Source organism: Kitasatospora sp. NPDC058965, from assembly GCF_042741245.1.
In the GTDB taxonomy this organism is placed as follows: domain Bacteria; phylum Actinomycetota; class Actinomycetes; order Streptomycetales; family Streptomycetaceae; genus Kitasatospora.
The window spans coordinates 12502-27097 of record NZ_JBHYKG010000097.1; the positions used below are offsets into that span (position 1 = coordinate 12502).

Annotated in this window: 13 protein-coding genes and 2 pseudogenes; 5 read left to right on the forward strand and 10 right to left on the reverse strand. The window is 74.9% G+C overall.

Annotated elements, in window-relative coordinates:
• Positions 1-13: 13 nt before the first annotated feature.
• The 3 genes from ACFW1A_RS18100 to ACFW1A_RS18110 form a co-directional block, all read right to left on the reverse strand.
• Positions 14-289: a hypothetical protein gene (locus ACFW1A_RS18100; RefSeq protein ID WP_380410083.1), complete on the reverse strand. Its 276-nt coding sequence runs from the start codon at positions 287-289 to the stop codon at positions 14-16.
• Between the two features lie 44 nt (positions 290-333).
• Positions 334-756 carry an SsgA family sporulation/cell division regulator gene (locus tag ACFW1A_RS18105; RefSeq protein ID WP_380410084.1) on the reverse strand — a complete coding sequence of 141 codons (423 nt, stop codon included), beginning with the start codon at positions 754-756 and terminating at the stop codon, positions 334-336.
• Positions 757-839: 83 nt separating this feature from the next.
• On the reverse strand, positions 840-1901 hold the full coding sequence (locus ACFW1A_RS18110; RefSeq protein ID WP_380410085.1) for a glycerate kinase: 1062 nt from the start codon (positions 1899-1901) through the stop codon (positions 840-842).
• A 191-nt stretch (positions 1902-2092) separates the two neighbouring features.
• Here ACFW1A_RS18110 and ACFW1A_RS18115 point away from each other — a divergent pair, with 191 nt between their 5' ends.
• Entirely contained in the window at positions 2093-3598 is a 1506-nt protein-coding gene (locus tag ACFW1A_RS18115) for a right-handed parallel beta-helix repeat-containing protein (RefSeq protein WP_380410086.1), read from the forward strand.
• 59 nt (positions 3599-3657) lie between these two features.
• Here the strand turns inward: ACFW1A_RS18115 and ACFW1A_RS18120 are convergent, their stop codons facing one another.
• The 3 genes from ACFW1A_RS18120 to ACFW1A_RS18130 form a co-directional block, all read right to left on the reverse strand.
• Positions 3658-4182: a gamma carbonic anhydrase family protein gene (locus tag ACFW1A_RS18120; protein ID WP_380410087.1), complete on the reverse strand. Its 525-nt coding sequence runs from the start codon at positions 4180-4182 to the stop codon at positions 3658-3660.
• A 153-nt stretch (positions 4183-4335) separates the two neighbouring features.
• A complete protein-coding gene (locus ACFW1A_RS18125; RefSeq protein ID WP_380410088.1) occupies positions 4336-7512 on the reverse strand; it encodes a type 2 lanthipeptide synthetase LanM family protein in 3177 nt (1058 codons plus the stop codon).
• A gap of 55 nt (positions 7513-7567) precedes the next feature.
• On the reverse strand, positions 7568-7744 hold the full coding sequence (locus tag ACFW1A_RS18130) for a hypothetical protein (protein ID WP_380410089.1): 177 nt from the start codon (positions 7742-7744) through the stop codon (positions 7568-7570).
• Between the two features lie 342 nt (positions 7745-8086).
• On the opposite strand from ACFW1A_RS18130, the gene ACFW1A_RS18135 reads away from it, so the two are divergent.
• The 3 genes and pseudogenes from ACFW1A_RS18135 to ACFW1A_RS18145 all read left to right on the forward strand — a co-directional run.
• Complete coding sequence (locus ACFW1A_RS18135) at positions 8087-9442, forward strand: SDR family oxidoreductase (RefSeq protein WP_380410090.1); 1356 nt, start codon at positions 8087-8089, stop codon at positions 9440-9442.
• 144 nt (positions 9443-9586) lie between these two features.
• On the forward strand, positions 9587-10471 hold the full coding sequence (locus ACFW1A_RS18140) for a DMT family transporter (RefSeq protein ID WP_380410091.1): 885 nt from the start codon (positions 9587-9589) through the stop codon (positions 10469-10471).
• A 171-nt stretch (positions 10472-10642) separates the two neighbouring features.
• Positions 10643-11344, forward strand: a pseudogene (locus ACFW1A_RS18145) (SAM-dependent methyltransferase); the annotation flags it as partial.
• Here the strand turns inward: ACFW1A_RS18145 and ACFW1A_RS18150 are convergent.
• From ACFW1A_RS18150 to ACFW1A_RS18165, 4 genes are all read right to left on the reverse strand, one after another.
• Entirely contained in the window at positions 11242-12684 is a 1443-nt protein-coding gene (locus ACFW1A_RS18150; protein ID WP_380410092.1) for an MFS transporter, read from the reverse strand. The pseudogene ACFW1A_RS18145 and the gene ACFW1A_RS18150 overlap by 103 nt on opposite strands.
• A gap of 139 nt (positions 12685-12823) precedes the next feature.
• Positions 12824-13180 carry an ArsR/SmtB family transcription factor gene (locus ACFW1A_RS18155; protein WP_380410093.1) on the reverse strand — a complete coding sequence of 119 codons (357 nt, stop codon included), beginning with the start codon at positions 13178-13180 and terminating at the stop codon, positions 12824-12826.
• A 22-nt stretch (positions 13181-13202) separates the two neighbouring features.
• Complete coding sequence (locus ACFW1A_RS18160; RefSeq protein ID WP_380410094.1) at positions 13203-13574, reverse strand: hypothetical protein; 372 nt, start codon at positions 13572-13574, stop codon at positions 13203-13205.
• 103 nt (positions 13575-13677) lie between these two features.
• Positions 13678-14406 carry a TetR family transcriptional regulator gene (locus ACFW1A_RS18165; RefSeq protein ID WP_380410095.1) on the reverse strand — a complete coding sequence of 243 codons (729 nt, stop codon included), beginning with the start codon at positions 14404-14406 and terminating at the stop codon, positions 13678-13680.
• A gap of 109 nt (positions 14407-14515) precedes the next feature.
• Between ACFW1A_RS18165 and ACFW1A_RS18170 the strand changes: the two are divergent.
• Positions 14516-14596, forward strand: a pseudogene (locus tag ACFW1A_RS18170) (electron transfer flavoprotein subunit beta); the annotation flags it as partial.

The window sequence follows — 14596 nt, forward strand, 5'->3', positions numbered from 1 at the left end:
GCGCCGGTCGGGGTCAGAACGGTGCGGCAGCCTCACCGGCGATCTCCAGACCACCGGTACCGACCTCGTTGACCACGGCCGTGAACGCGGCCTCGTCGCCGCCGGGCAGCCGCAGCCGGCCGTCCGCGACCCGCGCCATCAGTTCGAAGTCCTCGTCCCGGTCGGCCTGCACGTGGCCGCCCCAGTGGACGCCGCGGGCGGCGCCGCGGTCGACCAGGTCGGCGTGCACGGCGATCTCGAAGCCGCGGTCGATCAGGGTGGCCCACCCTCGGTACACGTGTTCGCTCACGCCGCCAGTCTCTGTCTTCCCGGGGCCCACCGCATGGCGAGCCGTCACTGGGAGCCGTCGGGCAGGCCGGACAGCCAGCGGTCCAGGTCCGCCTCGCACTGCTCGGCGCCGGCCGGGACCTGGGCGTAGCTGCGGTCCAGGAAGGCGTACAGGCTCGCCTCCTCGGTGCGCAGCAGGGCGGAGCCGTGGGCGCCGCGCAGTTGGAGCAGCACGTGCCGGTGGTCCTCGTCCGGCTCGATCAGGACGTCGCCGCGTCCGGTGGGGACCTCCAGGCCCTCGGCCAGCAGGTCGCGCCCGAACGACCAGCGCTCGGTCAGGCCGAGCGGGAGCAGGAAGTCCACGTGAACCGCGAAGGGGTCCTGGGCGTCGTACCACCAGGTGGCGTCGAAGGTGATCCGCTCCCCGATGCCCGCGCAGACCAGCTCGACCGGGATCGTGCTGCTGACCGCCGCGGTGTTGTCGTCCATCTGGCGCTCCCGTCCGCTCGCTGGTGGGAAGCCGCTGATGCCCAGTCCTGCGCGGGTCAAACCACCCGTTTCCCGGGCCCGGTTCAGGCGCTGACCGCCAGCGTGGCGGACTGGCTCTGCTGCAGGGCGAGTTGGGCCGCCAGCCGGGTCAACCTGCGGTGACCGGCGGCCGCCGTCGTGCGGACCCGAACGGACTCCACCCGGCCCGGGCCGTCCACCACCGCGGCCGCCACACCGGCCCGGGCCGCGCGGGCGAGCACCTCCCCGGTGGCGGTCGGACCGCCGGTGAGCACCAGGTCGGCGGCCGCGATCGCCGCGTCCAGCCCGACCAGCTCGGCCACCACCTGGCACCCCGGCCGCAGCCGGGCGCCCCAGCCGGCCGACAGCCCGTAGCCGGCACCGCCCCCGGCGCCCGCGCCGGGGGCCAGCGGGTCCCCGCCGAGCAGGCCGGACAGTCGGGCCAGCCCCCGTTCCAGCCGGCCGCTCCGGGGGCCGTCGGCGCCCGCTGGCAGGGCGGTCCGGGCGGCGGCGCCGTCCGGACCGAGCAGCGGCCCGGCGTGGTCGGCGAGCAGCAGCACGCCGCCGGGCGGCGGCGGGACCAGGCCGGTGGCGTCCACCCGGACGGCCCGGAACAGCTCGCCCCCGCCGTCCGGCAGCACGCGGCCGGTGGTGTCCAGTACCCGCAGGCCGAGCGCGCCGAGCAGACCGGTGCCGCCGTCGGCGCCGGCCGCGTCCCCCAGCCCGATCAGCACCCGCCGCACGCCGTGGCCGAGCGCGACCCGGAGCGTCTCGCCGGTGCCCCGGGTGGTCGCGGCGGGCGGGCCGGGCCGGCCGAGCGGGGCGGGCCCGCTGGCGGTGGCGAGTTCGACCAGGGCGGTGCCGTCGGGCAGCAGGGCGAAGGCGCCGGTGACCGGTCGGGCGTCCGCGCCGGTGCACCCGGGGACCTGGTGCACGGTGGTGCCGGGCAGGCCGGCGAGGACGGCCGCGACGGTGCCCGCGCCGCCGTCGGCCAGCGGCCGCACCAGCAGCCGGTCGCCGGGCCGGACCGAGCGCCAGCCCGCCGCCAGCGCCCGGGCCGCCTCGACCGCGTCGAGGCCGGCGCAGTGGCGGCCCGGGGCGAGGACCACCCGCAGGGGCGCTGACATGGTGGTGCTCCGCTCTGCCGACCCGATCACTGCGCCCATGGTGGGACCGGAATCCGATCAAAGTCAAGGTCGAAATATCATTCGATCCCTTTCTGATCATTATCAGATCGAATACTCCAACGGTCTTGACCCGATCCACGGCAGCTTCCTACGGTGTGGCCCCCACCCCCACCCCCAGAAGGGCACCCGAGATGCGCACCCACGCACCTGGGCGAAGAGTCCGGGCACTCACCGCACTGCGGGCCGCGGCCGTCGCCGCGACCGTGCTGGCCGCCACCGTGCTGATCGCCGCCCCCGCCGGCGCCACCGGCACCACGGTCCACCTGGACTGCTCGCAGCCCGGCAACGGCAACGGCAGCCTGGCCGCGCCGTACAACTCGGTCGCCGCCGTCAACGCGGTCACGTTCACCCCCGGCGACACCCTCGCGATCGCCGCCGGCACCACCTGCACCGGCACCCTGGCCCCGCTCGGCAGCGGCACCGCGGCCGCCCCGATCACCATCGCCCCCTACGGCACCGGCGCCGCGCCGGTGATCGACGGCAACGGCGCGGAGAACGCGCTCACCCTCACCAACCAGGACCACTGGACCATCGGCGCGATCCAGCTGACCGACAACGCGAGCAGCCTGGCCCAGCGCGAGGGCCTGCTGATCCAGTCCACCGACGGCACCGCCCACACCGGCTACGACGTCGACGGCCTGATCGTGGACGGCGTGGCGGGCCAGACCGACAAGGGCACCTACGGCACCGCCTTCGCCAACTCCGCCTGCATCCGGTTCGGCACCACCGGCACCGGCTCCACCCTCAACGGCGTGACGGTCCACCACACCCGGGTGAGCGACTGCGGTGGCGGTGGCATCAAGGTCCGGGTCGGCGCGCTCACCGCGCAGGGCACCGGCATCCTGGTCGAGCAGAACACGGTCAGCGCGGTCGGCGGGGACGGCATCATCGTCTCCTACGCCGAGTCGCCGCTGATCCAGTACAACACCGCGGCGGGCCTGGGCACCGGCAGCTACCCCTGGACCGGCGGCAACTTCGCCGGCATGTGGGTGCTCGGCGACCACAACCCGGTGCTGCAGCACAACGTGGTGTACGGCAGCGTGATGTCGGTCTACGACAGCGAGGCCTTCGACTGCGACTGGGGCAACACCGGCACCTGCACGGTGCAGTACAACTACAGCCACGACAACGCCGGCGGGCTCTTCCTCAACTGCGACGGCTGCGGCACCTCCGGCGCGCCGACCGAGATCGTGCGCTACAACGTCGCGCAGAACGACTGCCGGATCATCAGCTCCGGCAACTCGGCCACCCTCTGGTTCTACAACAACACGGTCTACTGCCCGAACACCAAGCTGACGGTCCAGTGGCCCACCACCAGCCACATCTGGAACAACATCTGGGTCGGGACCAGCACCTCGACCATGCCGACCGGCTCGGGCATCGACTACGAGTGGAACATGTGGCAGAACGTGCCGCGGCCCACCGCCAACGGGATCGTCGGCGACCCGGGCCTCACCGCGCCCGGGACCGGCGGGAACACGCTGGACTCGCTGACCGGCTACCGCCTGCGCAGCACCTCGCCGGGTCTGCTGAACGGCGCGGTGGTCAGCGGCAACGGCGGTCAGGACCTGTGGGGCAACCCCGTCTCGGCGACCACCAAGCCGAACCGGGGGGCGTACGACGGCCCCGGGATCTGACGGCCGCCCGGGCGATCGGAGGTCGGGGTCCGCACGGCGCGGGCCCCGACCCCGCGTCGCTACGCCCGGTTCGCCGCGTGCGCCTCGGCCAGCAGCAGGTAGCCCTCGGCGTTGGCCTTGATGCTCAGCAGCTCGTCGGGCGTCACCTGGCGCTTCACCCGGGCCGGGACCCCGGCCACCATCGAACCGGGCGGCACCTGGGTGCCCTGCTGCACCACCGCGCCGGCGGCGATCAGCGAACCGGCCCCGATCCGGGCCCCGTTGAGCACCGTGGCACCCATCCCCACCAGCACGTCGTCCTCCACCACGCAGCCGTGCAGCACCGCGTTGTGGCCCACCGTGACCCGCTGGCCCAGCTCCACCCGGAAGCCGGGGTCGGCGTGCACCGTGCAGTTGTCCTGGATGTTGGACTCCTCGCCGATCGCGATCGACTCGGCGTCGCCGCGCAGCACCGCCTGGTACCACACGCTCGCCCGCGCGCCCAGCTTCACCGCGCCCACCACCACGGCCGTCGGCGCCACGAACGCGCTCGGGTCCACCTCCGGCTCCAGCCCCCCGACGCCGATGATCAGTGCCTCCGCCATGCTCCGCGTCCTCCCCGGCTCGATAGGTCCCCAGGCTACCGGCCGGTCCGCGACCAGGAGGCCTGTTCCCGGTAGCGCACCGCAGAAGTTGCGACGACCGATCGGTCGAGCATTACCATCGTCGGTTCACCCGAGTCACTCGGGCCGGCGCCGTCACTGCGGGATCGGCGGATGCAGCGCCAGCAGCGCCGGAACGTCCTGCGGGGCGACCAGCCGCAGCAGGCCGTGGCCGATGCCGGCCAGCCCGACGAAGAGCGAGGGGCTGTGGGCGCCGTGCGGCAGACCGCAGACCCAACCGCGCCGGTCCAGCGCGTCCAGCGTGCTGCCGGCCTGCCGCAGCCCGGCGGTGCGCCACGGCTCACCGGCCAGCAGCAGCGGCTCCAGGTTGCCGAGATCGCCGTGGCAGAGCGAGAAGTTGAGCCCGAAGCCGTGCCGCACCACGGTCTCCAGCGCGATGTCCCGCTCCTTGCGCAGCACGTCGCTGTCGAGCAGTTCGGCCAGCTCGACCCGGGCCAGCGCGATCCCGGCCGCGCCGTGGCACCAGAGCACCGGGTGGTCGGCGGACTCGTCCGGCTCCCGCACGTCGCGCCAGTTGGCCGCCTTCGGGTCGAACAGGGTCCGCTCGTGGTCCAGCGCGTCCAGCGCGAGTTCGGCCAGCCGCCCGTCGCCGAGCAGTTCGCCGGCCTTGGCCAGCGCCCAGCCGATCCCGGAGCCGCCGTGCGCGAACCCGGCCAACGGCCGCCCGGCGCTGCGCTCCAGCGCCTGCGGCTGCCAGCCCACGCCGCCCTCGCGCCGGACCTGACCCGCTGCCACCAGCCGCCGCGCGCACCGGGCCACGGCGTCGGTGACCGGGCCGCCGGGGCGCACCGTGCCCCAGGCCAGCAACCCGCCGATGGTCCCCGCACCGCCCGCCACCAGGTCGTGGGCCGCGTCCTCGTCGGCGGTCGCGGTGATCCGGGCCAGCAGCAGCCCGGCGGCCGCGTCCAGCTCGCTGTCGCCCGGCCGGTGCGCCGCCAACTGCGCCAGCGCGTAGAGGAGTCCGCCGGTCCCGGCGAGCCCGCCACCGAGCCGGCCCGCCTTCCGGCGGATCTGGTGCTGCAGCGTCCGCTCGGCGGCGAGCGCCGCCTGCCGGAACTCGGCCTCGCCGCTGACCTGGCCCAGCTGGTGCAGGAACAGCACCACACCGGCCGTGCCGCTGTACAGGTCCGGGCCGAGCTCGGCCTGCGCCCAGCGCCCGGGCGGCGCCCAGTTGGGGCCGATCCAGGCGAGGTCGGCCGGGCTCCCGGCGCGGTACGCCTCGCGCAGCAGCTCCTCCCCCGCCGCCACCGCCCCGGCCAGCGCCCGCCCGCGCAGCGCCGCCGCACTCGGCAGGGCGCCCGCCAGCTCTTCCGCGACCAGCACCACCGGCTCCCGGCGCGGCTCCACCGCGCCCCGGGCGGTGCTCACCGACAGGCGCAGCAGCCGCAGTTGCCGGGCCAGGTCGGCCGGTCCGAGGCGGTCCAGCTTGGCCAGCGCGACCTCCAGCGCCGGCCGCTCGGCCACCCCGGGTATCGGCGCACCGGAGGCGGCGCGGGCGTCGACGCTGTCGGGGCGGATGGTGAAGAGCGGGACGTCGTTGTGCCACAGGTCGGCGCGCTCGTGCGGCACGAAGGCCAGCGAGCGCTCCTCCCAGGCGGCCAGCGCCCAGAGCCGGTCCAGGTGGCGGTCCTGGTCCAGGCCGTCCCGGAGCAGGTCGGGGTGGCAGCCGGTGGCGAGCAGGCTGCGGTACTCCAGGGTGTCGCGGCGCAGCAGCCGGGTCCGGTCGGCGGCGAACGCCCTGACCAGGTCGGCGGTCCGCGCCTTGTCCCCGGCCAGCACCCGGTAGGCCTCGGCGAAGCCGGCCGCCAACTCCTCGGTGTGGTCGGCCAGTCGCGACAGCTCGCCGGCCGGGACCGGGCGGCTGCCCGGGGCGGCCACCGGCAGCCGCCGGTACTCGATCCGCAGCTCGTCGGTGCCTTCGCCGACCAGCACCGGCGCGGCGCGCGGCGCCAGGTCGGCCGGGTCCCAGCCGAGCGCGGACAGGTCGGCGCCGCCGTTGCCCTCGTCCCAACTGCGGTCCGGCAGCAGCCCGGAGCGGAGCACCGAGTGCAGGGCGTGGTGGCGGGCCAGGCGTTCGGAGGCCGAGAGGTCCTTGGCCGGCTCGGGCAGGTCGGGGTGGAGCAGCGCCTCCAGGTCGATCAGCACCGGCTGGTCGCGGACGGCGAGCAGGTTCTGCGCGTGGCAGTCCACCGCGTCGAGCAGGTACAGCACCGCGGCCAGTGCCCCGGCCCGGTGGTAGAAGTCGCGCAACTCCTGCGCGCTGCGGGCTGGTTCGGCAGTGACGTGGGCCATCCAGCCGTAGTCCCGGCGGGCCAGCACCGGCACCGCGAGCAGCGGCAGGCTCAGCTGCGGGTTGAGCGCCTCCAGCAGCTGCTGGAAGTGCAGTTCGGCGCCGAGCGGGCGCGGCTTGTAGACCACCCGGGCGCCGTTCGCGAACCGCAACGCGCAGACCGTGGCCCCGCCGCGGTGCGAGTCGCCGAGGCCGGTGGTGAGTTCGACCAGCTCGCCCTCGGCCGCGAACGCCTCGCGCAGCGCGGGCCGGTCGGCGGCCAGTCGGCCCAGCAGGGCGAGGTTGGCGGTGGCCCACTGGTCGGCCCGCAGGGTCACCTTGCGGGCCAGCACCGGGTACTCGGCGAGCAGGTCGACGGCGGCGGCCGGGTCGCGCAGCCGGTCGACGAAACCGCGGTAGCGCTGCTCGGGGGTGTCACCGGTCAGCCGACCGGTCAGCCGGGCGATGTGCAGCTCGGTGATCACGGTGCGCACCGCCATCGCGTGCGCCTCCGCCGTGAGGGCGGGCAGCAGCAGGGCGGTGAGCCGCTCGGGGTCGCCCGGGGCGGCCTCCCCCAGCGCGGCCAGCCCCTGGCGCAGGCGGTCGCGGGCGGCGGCCAGCACCGGGGCGAACAGGTGCGCGAACTCGTGCTCCGCGGGAACCGCCAGCTCCCCGGGCGCCTCGAAGGCCGCGACGAGCTGCGCCACCCACGGCTCGTCGACGCCCAGCCGGTCGGCCAGTGCCGCCGGCTCCTCGGCGAGCAGTGCGCGCAGCTCGTCCTCCCGCAACCCGTCGGCGGCGAGGCGGCGTTCGAACCAGTCGGCCCGGTCGAACGGCGCCTGCGCCCGCCAACGGGCCAGGATCCGGTCGGCTCTCTCCCGGCGTGCCGCCTCCGCACCGGCCGGCGGCAGGTCCGCCGCCCGTCCTCGCCGCGACAGGGGAACCGCCCGGGCCGCGGCCCGGCGGAGTGCGGAGGCATCCACCACGAGATCCTGCTGCCTTTCCTGGAACCAGATGTGACGACTGGTCAGATTTCTATCAGTAGCTGCACACCCGGCCGCAGCTGGACCAGCCCTCGCAGGTGTTGTTGAGGGCGGTGGCGGTGACGTAGACCTCGCTCACCGGATCGCCCGCGGGGTGCTCCTGGCCCTGCGCCCGGGTCAGGCGGAAGTCCTCGTCCCGGAGCGCGCGGACCTGCTCGGCGGTGATCTGCATGGTTCCTCCACGGTGGTTCGGTTCCGACGTACTGGGTCGGGATCCTCGCAGCGCCGGGATGGGTCGCACCAGAACCGTGCGTCGCACCCGTACCGGTTCCGGCCAGGCTTGCCGGGGCGGTTTGTCCGCCCCTGCCCGTGCTGGGCACGGGCTCCGCCCGCCGCTGCGGCCGGTACGGCTGACCGGAAACCGGGCGCCGCGGATCGGCCCGCGTTTCACCGCCCGAGCCACCGGGGAAGGGGCGCCGGCCCGGAAACCGGTTTCACCCCGGTGGGCCCACTCCCTACCATCGCCACAGCTGATCAGACTGCCCAACTCCGCAGGTGGCGAACGGGGAGAGCCATGCCCGAGACAGAGAAACCCATCACCGAGGACGAGTTGGCCGCCTTCACCCGCACGCTCGGGCGACTGCGCCGACTCCCGCTCGGCCACCGGACCCGGCAGCACGCCGGCCGCATGATCGAGTCCTTCGCACGGGACAGCCGCCGCGAGCGGCGCCGGGGCGAACGCGCCGCGCAGGCGGCCGCCGACGCCGCGCTGCTCGCCGGCACCGCCACCGGCGCGGCCGACCGCCGCGAGGACGCCCCGCTGGCCTCCCGCTCCCACGGCACCGCCACCGGTGAGCTGCTGCGCCACCGCCGCTGCTACGTCTGCAAGGCCCCCTACCGCCAGGTCGACGGCTTCTACCACATGCTCTGCCCGGACTGCGCCGCGCTCAACGGCGCGCACCGGGCGTTGTCCACCGACCTGCGCGGGCGCCGGGTGCTGCTCACCGGCGGGCGGGTGAAGATCGGGTTCCAGCTCGCGCTGATGATGCTGCGCGACGGCGCTGAACTGATCGTCACCAGCCGCTTCCCGCACGACACCGTGCGCCGGTTCCAGGCCGCGCCCGGCAGTGCGGACTGGCTGGACCGGCTGACCGTGGTCGGCATCGACCTGCGCGACCCGCGCCAGGTGCTCGCCCTGTGCGAGCGGCTGCACGAGCAGGGGCGACCGCTGGACGTGCTGGTCAACAACGCCGCGCAGACCGTCCGCCGCCCGGCCGCCGCCTACGCGGTGCTGACCGCGGGCGAGTCCACCGCGCTCGCCGGCCCGCCCCCGGCCGCGCTCTGGTCCGCCCCCGGGTTCTCGCCGCAGACCGCGATCGGCACGCCGGTGGGGAGCGCACTGCCGACCGCGCGGACCGACGAGGCCGGCCTGCTCCCGGACACCGCGCCCGCCAACTCCTGGACGGCCCGGCTCGGCGAGCTGGACCCGGCCGAGCTGCTGGAGGTGCAACTGGTCAACGCGGTGGCCCCGGCGCTGCTCTGCGACCGGCTGCTGCCGCTGCTGCTCGCCTCGCCGCACCCGCGCCGCTACGTCGTCAACGTGACCGCCGTCGAGGGGCGGTTCGCCGTCACCAACAAGACCGCCGGCCACCCGCACACCAACATGGCCAAGGCCGCGCTCAACATGCTCACCCGCACCAGCGCGGCCGAGCTGGCGGCCCGGGGCGTGCACATGTGCGCGGTGGACACCGGATGGATCACCGACGAGAACCCGGCGCCCAAGAAGGCCCGGATCGCCGCCCACGGCTTCCGCACCCCGCTGGACATCGTGGACGGCGCCGCCCGGATCTATCACCCGATCGTGCGCGGCGAGGCGGGCGACCCGGTCTCCGGCGTGTTCCTGAAGGACTATCAGGAGGCGGCCTGGTGATGCTCCGGGCGGCCCGGCACCCCGCACCGGCCGGGCCGGGACCGGGCGGCCCGGCCCGGCGTCGACCTGGCACAGCATTCGCCGGACTTCGCAGAGTCACCCGATCGGCTGGTGACGGGGTGCGGCGCGGCGGATGATGGGTGGATGATCTCGATCCTGTTCGCCGTGCTGACCGCGATGAGCAACGGCACCGCCTCGGTCCTGCAGCGCCGGGCCGCTGCCGAGGCGCCGGCGGAGACCGCGATGCGGTTCTCGCTGCTGCGCGACCTGCTGCACCGGCCGGTCTGGCTGGGCGGGATCGCGATGAGCATCGTGGCCGCGGTCTGCCAGGCGGTCGCGCTGGCCACCGGGCCGATCGCGGTGGTCCAGCCGATCTTCGTGATCGAGCTGCCGTTCACCCTGCTGCTGGGCGGGCTGCTGTTCCACCGCTCGTTCCCGCGCTCGGTCTGGCTCGCGGTCGCCGAGGTCGCCGCCGGGCTGGCCCTGTTCCTCACCACGGCCGCGCCCAGCGGCGGCACCGAGGCGGTCTCCCCCGGGGCCTGGTTCCCGGCGCTGGTGGCCACCGGGATCTTCCTCGCCCTGCTGCTGGCGGTCGGCCTCAAGGTGCGCGGCAATGCCCGGGCCGCCGCGCTGGGTCTGGCCGCCGCCTGCGGCTACGCGCTCACCGCGGCGCTGATGAAGGACGCGATGGCCCGCCTCGACAGCGGGGCCGGCGCGCTCTTCACCAGCTGGCAGCTGTACGCCACGGCCGCGATCGGCGCCGGGTCGCTCTTCGTGCTGCAGAACGCGCTGCAGGCCGGCTCGCTGGCCGCCTCCCAGCCCATGCTCAGCATCGGCGACGCGCTGATCAGCACCTGCTACGGGGTCACCCTGTTCGCCGAGACCCTGCGCACCGGCTGGTGGCTGCTGCCCCAGCTGGTCGCCCTGGCCCTGGTCCTGCTCGGCTGCCTGAACCTCTCCCGCTCCCCGCTGGCGGACGGCCTGACCGGCCCGGCGGCGCGGGAGCCGGAGCTCCCGGTCACGGCCTGAACCGGGCCCGCCCGCACCGGCCCGCCGGCACCGGACGTCGCGGTCCGCAGGCCGATCCCCATTGCCCCGGCCGAGCATGATCCACCATCATTCGGTGCTGAGCCCGCGTCAGAGGAGAGCAGCACCGTGTCGGATCAGCAGCAGTCGGCCAGCACCTGGCAGCCGACGGCCATGGAGGCCGCCCCGCCGAACATCGCCCGGGTGTACGACTGCCTGCTGGGTGGCAAGGACAACTTCCCGGCCGACCGCGCGGTGGCGCAGCAGATCACCGCGACGCTGCCCGAGGTGCACCTGGGCGTGCGCGCGCAGCGGGCGGTGCTGCGCCGGGCGGTGCGCTACCTGGTCGGCGAGGCCGGGCTGCGCCAGCTGCTGGACATCGGCTCCGGCCTGCCCACCGCCGACAACGTGCACCAGATCGCGCAGGCGATCGACCCGGCCACGCACGTGGTGTACGTGGACAACGACCCGGTGGTGCTCGCGCACGCCCGCGCGCTGCTGGCCGACAACCCGCAGACCGTGGTCGTGGCCGGCGACCTGCGCGAGCCCGCGGCCCTGCTCGCGGACGAGCGGCTGCGCGCCCACCTGGACTTCGCGCAGCCGATCGGCCTGCTGCTCTGCGGGATCGTGCACTACGTGCTGGACGAGGAGGAGCCGGCCCGGATCCTGCGCGAGTTGGTGGCCGCGCTGCCGAGCGGCAGCTACGTCTTCCTGCACCACCTGCTGGCGGCCGGCGACGACACCGAGGCGGCCGCCACCGAGGCGGTGCTGCGTCAGGGCGTGGGCCGCGCCCAGTTCCGCACCCTGGACCAGGTGGCCGCGTTCCTCGGCGACCTGGAGCCGGTCGAGCCGGGTGTGGTGACCGTCTCCCAGTGGCGCCCCGAGGCCGGTGCACCCTCCCTGGCGGAGAACCCGGTGCTCCGCCTGGCCGGCGTCTGGGTGGCGCGCAAGGGCTGAGGCGCCGGCCGGTCCGCCGCCTCCACGGGCCGCGACGCAGGCTTCCCGGACCGGGCCGCCGGCCCGCCCGTCGGCCGCGGCCAGCTCCGCACCGCCGTGGCCAGCCCCGCCAGCGCCAGCAGCCCCAGCACGGGCACCGCTCCCGACAGCCCCAGCCACCCGGCCAGCGGGTAGGTGACCAGCCAGCAGCTGTGCGAGAGGGAGAACTGCCCGGCGAACGCGTCGGCCCGGTCCGCCGGGCCGACGCACCGTCGGACCAGCCGCCCGGCGGGCGCGGTGACCAGGGCGCTCCCGGCGCCGATCGCCGCCCAGAGCGCCAGCAGCGCGGGCGGGCGCCACCCGCCCGTCCCGGCCAGGGTGACCGCGGCCAGCGGGACGAAGAGCAGGCAGAGCCCGGTCCCGGCGCCCAGCAGCACGACCCGCTCCGCCACCCGGTCCAGCAGCCGGGGCAGCAGCAGCGCCGCCGTCATCGACCCGGCCCCGTAGGCACCGAGCGCGCACGGCACCCAGCCCGCGCCCAGGTGCAGGTGCTCGCGCACGTACCCGACGGTGTTGACGAACACCACCGCGCCGGCCGCCGCGACCGTCAGGTCCAGTGCCAGCAGCGCCCGCAGCGGCGGCGCGCCCCAGAGCAGGCGGGCGCCCCGGGTGGCCCGGGCCAGCACCCCGCCCGGCACCGCGCGGCGCAGTTGCCGGGGCAGCGCGACCGAGCCGACCAGGGCCGCCGAGGCCGCGAACCCGACCGCCGTGCCGAGGAAGAGCCGGTGGTAGCTGACCACGGTCAGCAGTCCGGCGGCCAGCACCGGGCTGAACAGGCTCTCCAGGTCGTAGGCCAGGCTGGAGAGCGACAGCGCCTTGGTGTACTCCCGCTCCTCGGGCAGCAGGTCGGGGATCACCGCCTGGAAGGCCGGGGTGAAGGCGGCCGAGGCGGCCTGCAGCAGGAAGATCAGCAGGTAGACCTGCCAGACCCGGTCCACCAGCGGCAGCGTGACCGCCACCGCGACCCGCACCAGGTCGGCCCCGACCAGCAGCGCCTTGCGCGGCAGCCGGTGCGCCTGGGCGCTGATCAGCGGGGCCAGGCCGACGAACGCGACCATCTTGATCGCCAGCGCCGTCCCGAGCACCGAGCCCGCCCGGGCCCCGGCCAGGTCGTACGCGAGCAGGCTGAGCGCCACGGTGGCCAGCCCGGTGCCGACCAGGGCGACCACCTGGGCGGTGAACAGGTGGCGGTAGCCACGGTGGCGGAGCACGGTGAGCACGGCAGTCACTCCCGGTGGGCCCGGGCGGTTCCCCGACCGGACATGAGCACAGTTGATTACGTCAGCACCTGTGCACATATTGGCGCCACTACCGCCCGGACCGCAAGCCCGCACGGGCCGCCGGGGCGGGGCGGCCCGCTCAGTCGTGCGCGGGCAGGTGCCGCAGCTCGTGCTCCGCGACGTTGAGCGCCTCGTCGACCAGGCGCCGCAAGTGCCCGTGGCGCAGTGCGTAGACCACCCGCCGGCCGTCCTTGCGGGTGGTCACCAGACCGGCCAGCCGCAGCTTCCCGAGGTGCTGGCTCACCGAGGTGCGGGCCGCGCCGCACGCCTCGGTGAGGGTGGTCACGTCCGCCTCGCCCTGGCCGAGCCGGTGCAGCAGCGCCAGCCGGGTGCGGTCGGAGAGCATCGCCAGGATCCCGGCGGCCACCTCCAGGTGCTCCTCGGTGACCGGTTGCTGCGCATGGTTCGCACCTGGGAGCTGCGTGCTGTCGCTCATGCGCACATCGTAGGACCCCGGGTCAGCTGCCCTGCAGCAGCCGGAACTCCGCCGCCTCGCGCTCCTCGCCGACCGCGTGCAGCCGCACCCGGGTGCCGACCGGCACCACCTCGTACCGACTGGCCGTCACCACGGCCGGAATGGTCAGGCCCTCGTCCAGGGTGACCGCGCAGTTCTGCCGGATCCGGTGCTCCAGGTACTCGGACCGGACCACGGCGCCGATCCGCCGCACCACGCCCACCCCGGCACTGCGCCGCTCCTCCATCTCGGTGGAACCGCAGACCGGGCAGAGCAGGCGGAAGTGCTCGGTGGGCGAGCTGCACCACGCGCACTGACGGTAGATCAGCTCGACGGGGCTCTCCAGAGCGGCGTCGGCGACGAGCGTCTGGTTCATGGATCCCTCCTGGACGGCTGGAGCTGGCGTGCGGAGACCATATGGCACTGAGTGCCAACGCACAAGACCACCCAGGGCAGGGAAGTTGAGCGACTGTGGCATCTCAGGTGGCACTGAGTGCCGTCTGGATCCCGTCCACCACCCGCCACATCGGAGTGCCCCGGCGGGCCACCAGGACCACCACGTCCTCCGCGGCCCCGTCCACCCCCGGCGCGGCCGGCGCCCGGTCGCCCCAGGTGGCGACGACGTAGGCCAGCGCCTCCCGCACGCTCGCCTCCGGGTCGTGGTCGGCCCCCGAGCGCAGCCAGCTGCGCAGCGCGTTGTTGTGCGCGGCGACCACGGCGGCGGCCACCACGTCGGCGCGCAGCCGGCCGTCGGCGCGCTGGGCGTACCGGGTGCGCAGGTAGTCGGCCAGCGCCCGCTCGTAGCGCCAGACCACCGACAGCTCGTGGGTGCGCAGCGCCGGCACCTCGCGGGTGAGCCGGTACCGGCGCACCGAGAAGACCGGCTCGGCCGCGTACATCCGCAGCACCAACCGGGCTGCCGCACCCGCCCGTTCGACCGGGTCCTCGGCGGCGCCGGCCGGGTCGGCCAGGAAGGCGGTCATCTCCGCCAGGCAGCCGTCGTGGTCGGGGAAGACCACCGACTCCTTGGACGGGAAGTACCGGAAGAAGGACCGCCGGCCGACCCCGGCCAGCGCCACGATGTCGTCCACCGTGGTCTGCTCGAAGCCGCGTTCGTCGAAGAGCCGCAGCGCCGCCGCGACCAGCGCCTCCCGCATCGGCGGCTTGGCGGCGGTCGGTCTCCCGGCACTCTCGCGTCCCTGGCTCATGGCTCGGACCGTACCACCGAAAGTCCCGCCGAGGGTACTGAGTGCCTTGGCAAATGGCACTCAGTACCCTTATGGTTCGAACCAGCCCCGACGTAACAGGAGACAGGCCGTGAGCTTGAGGATCGTTGTCTGTGTGAAGTACGTGCCCGATGCGACTGGTGACCGTCGCTTCGCGGACGACGCCACCACC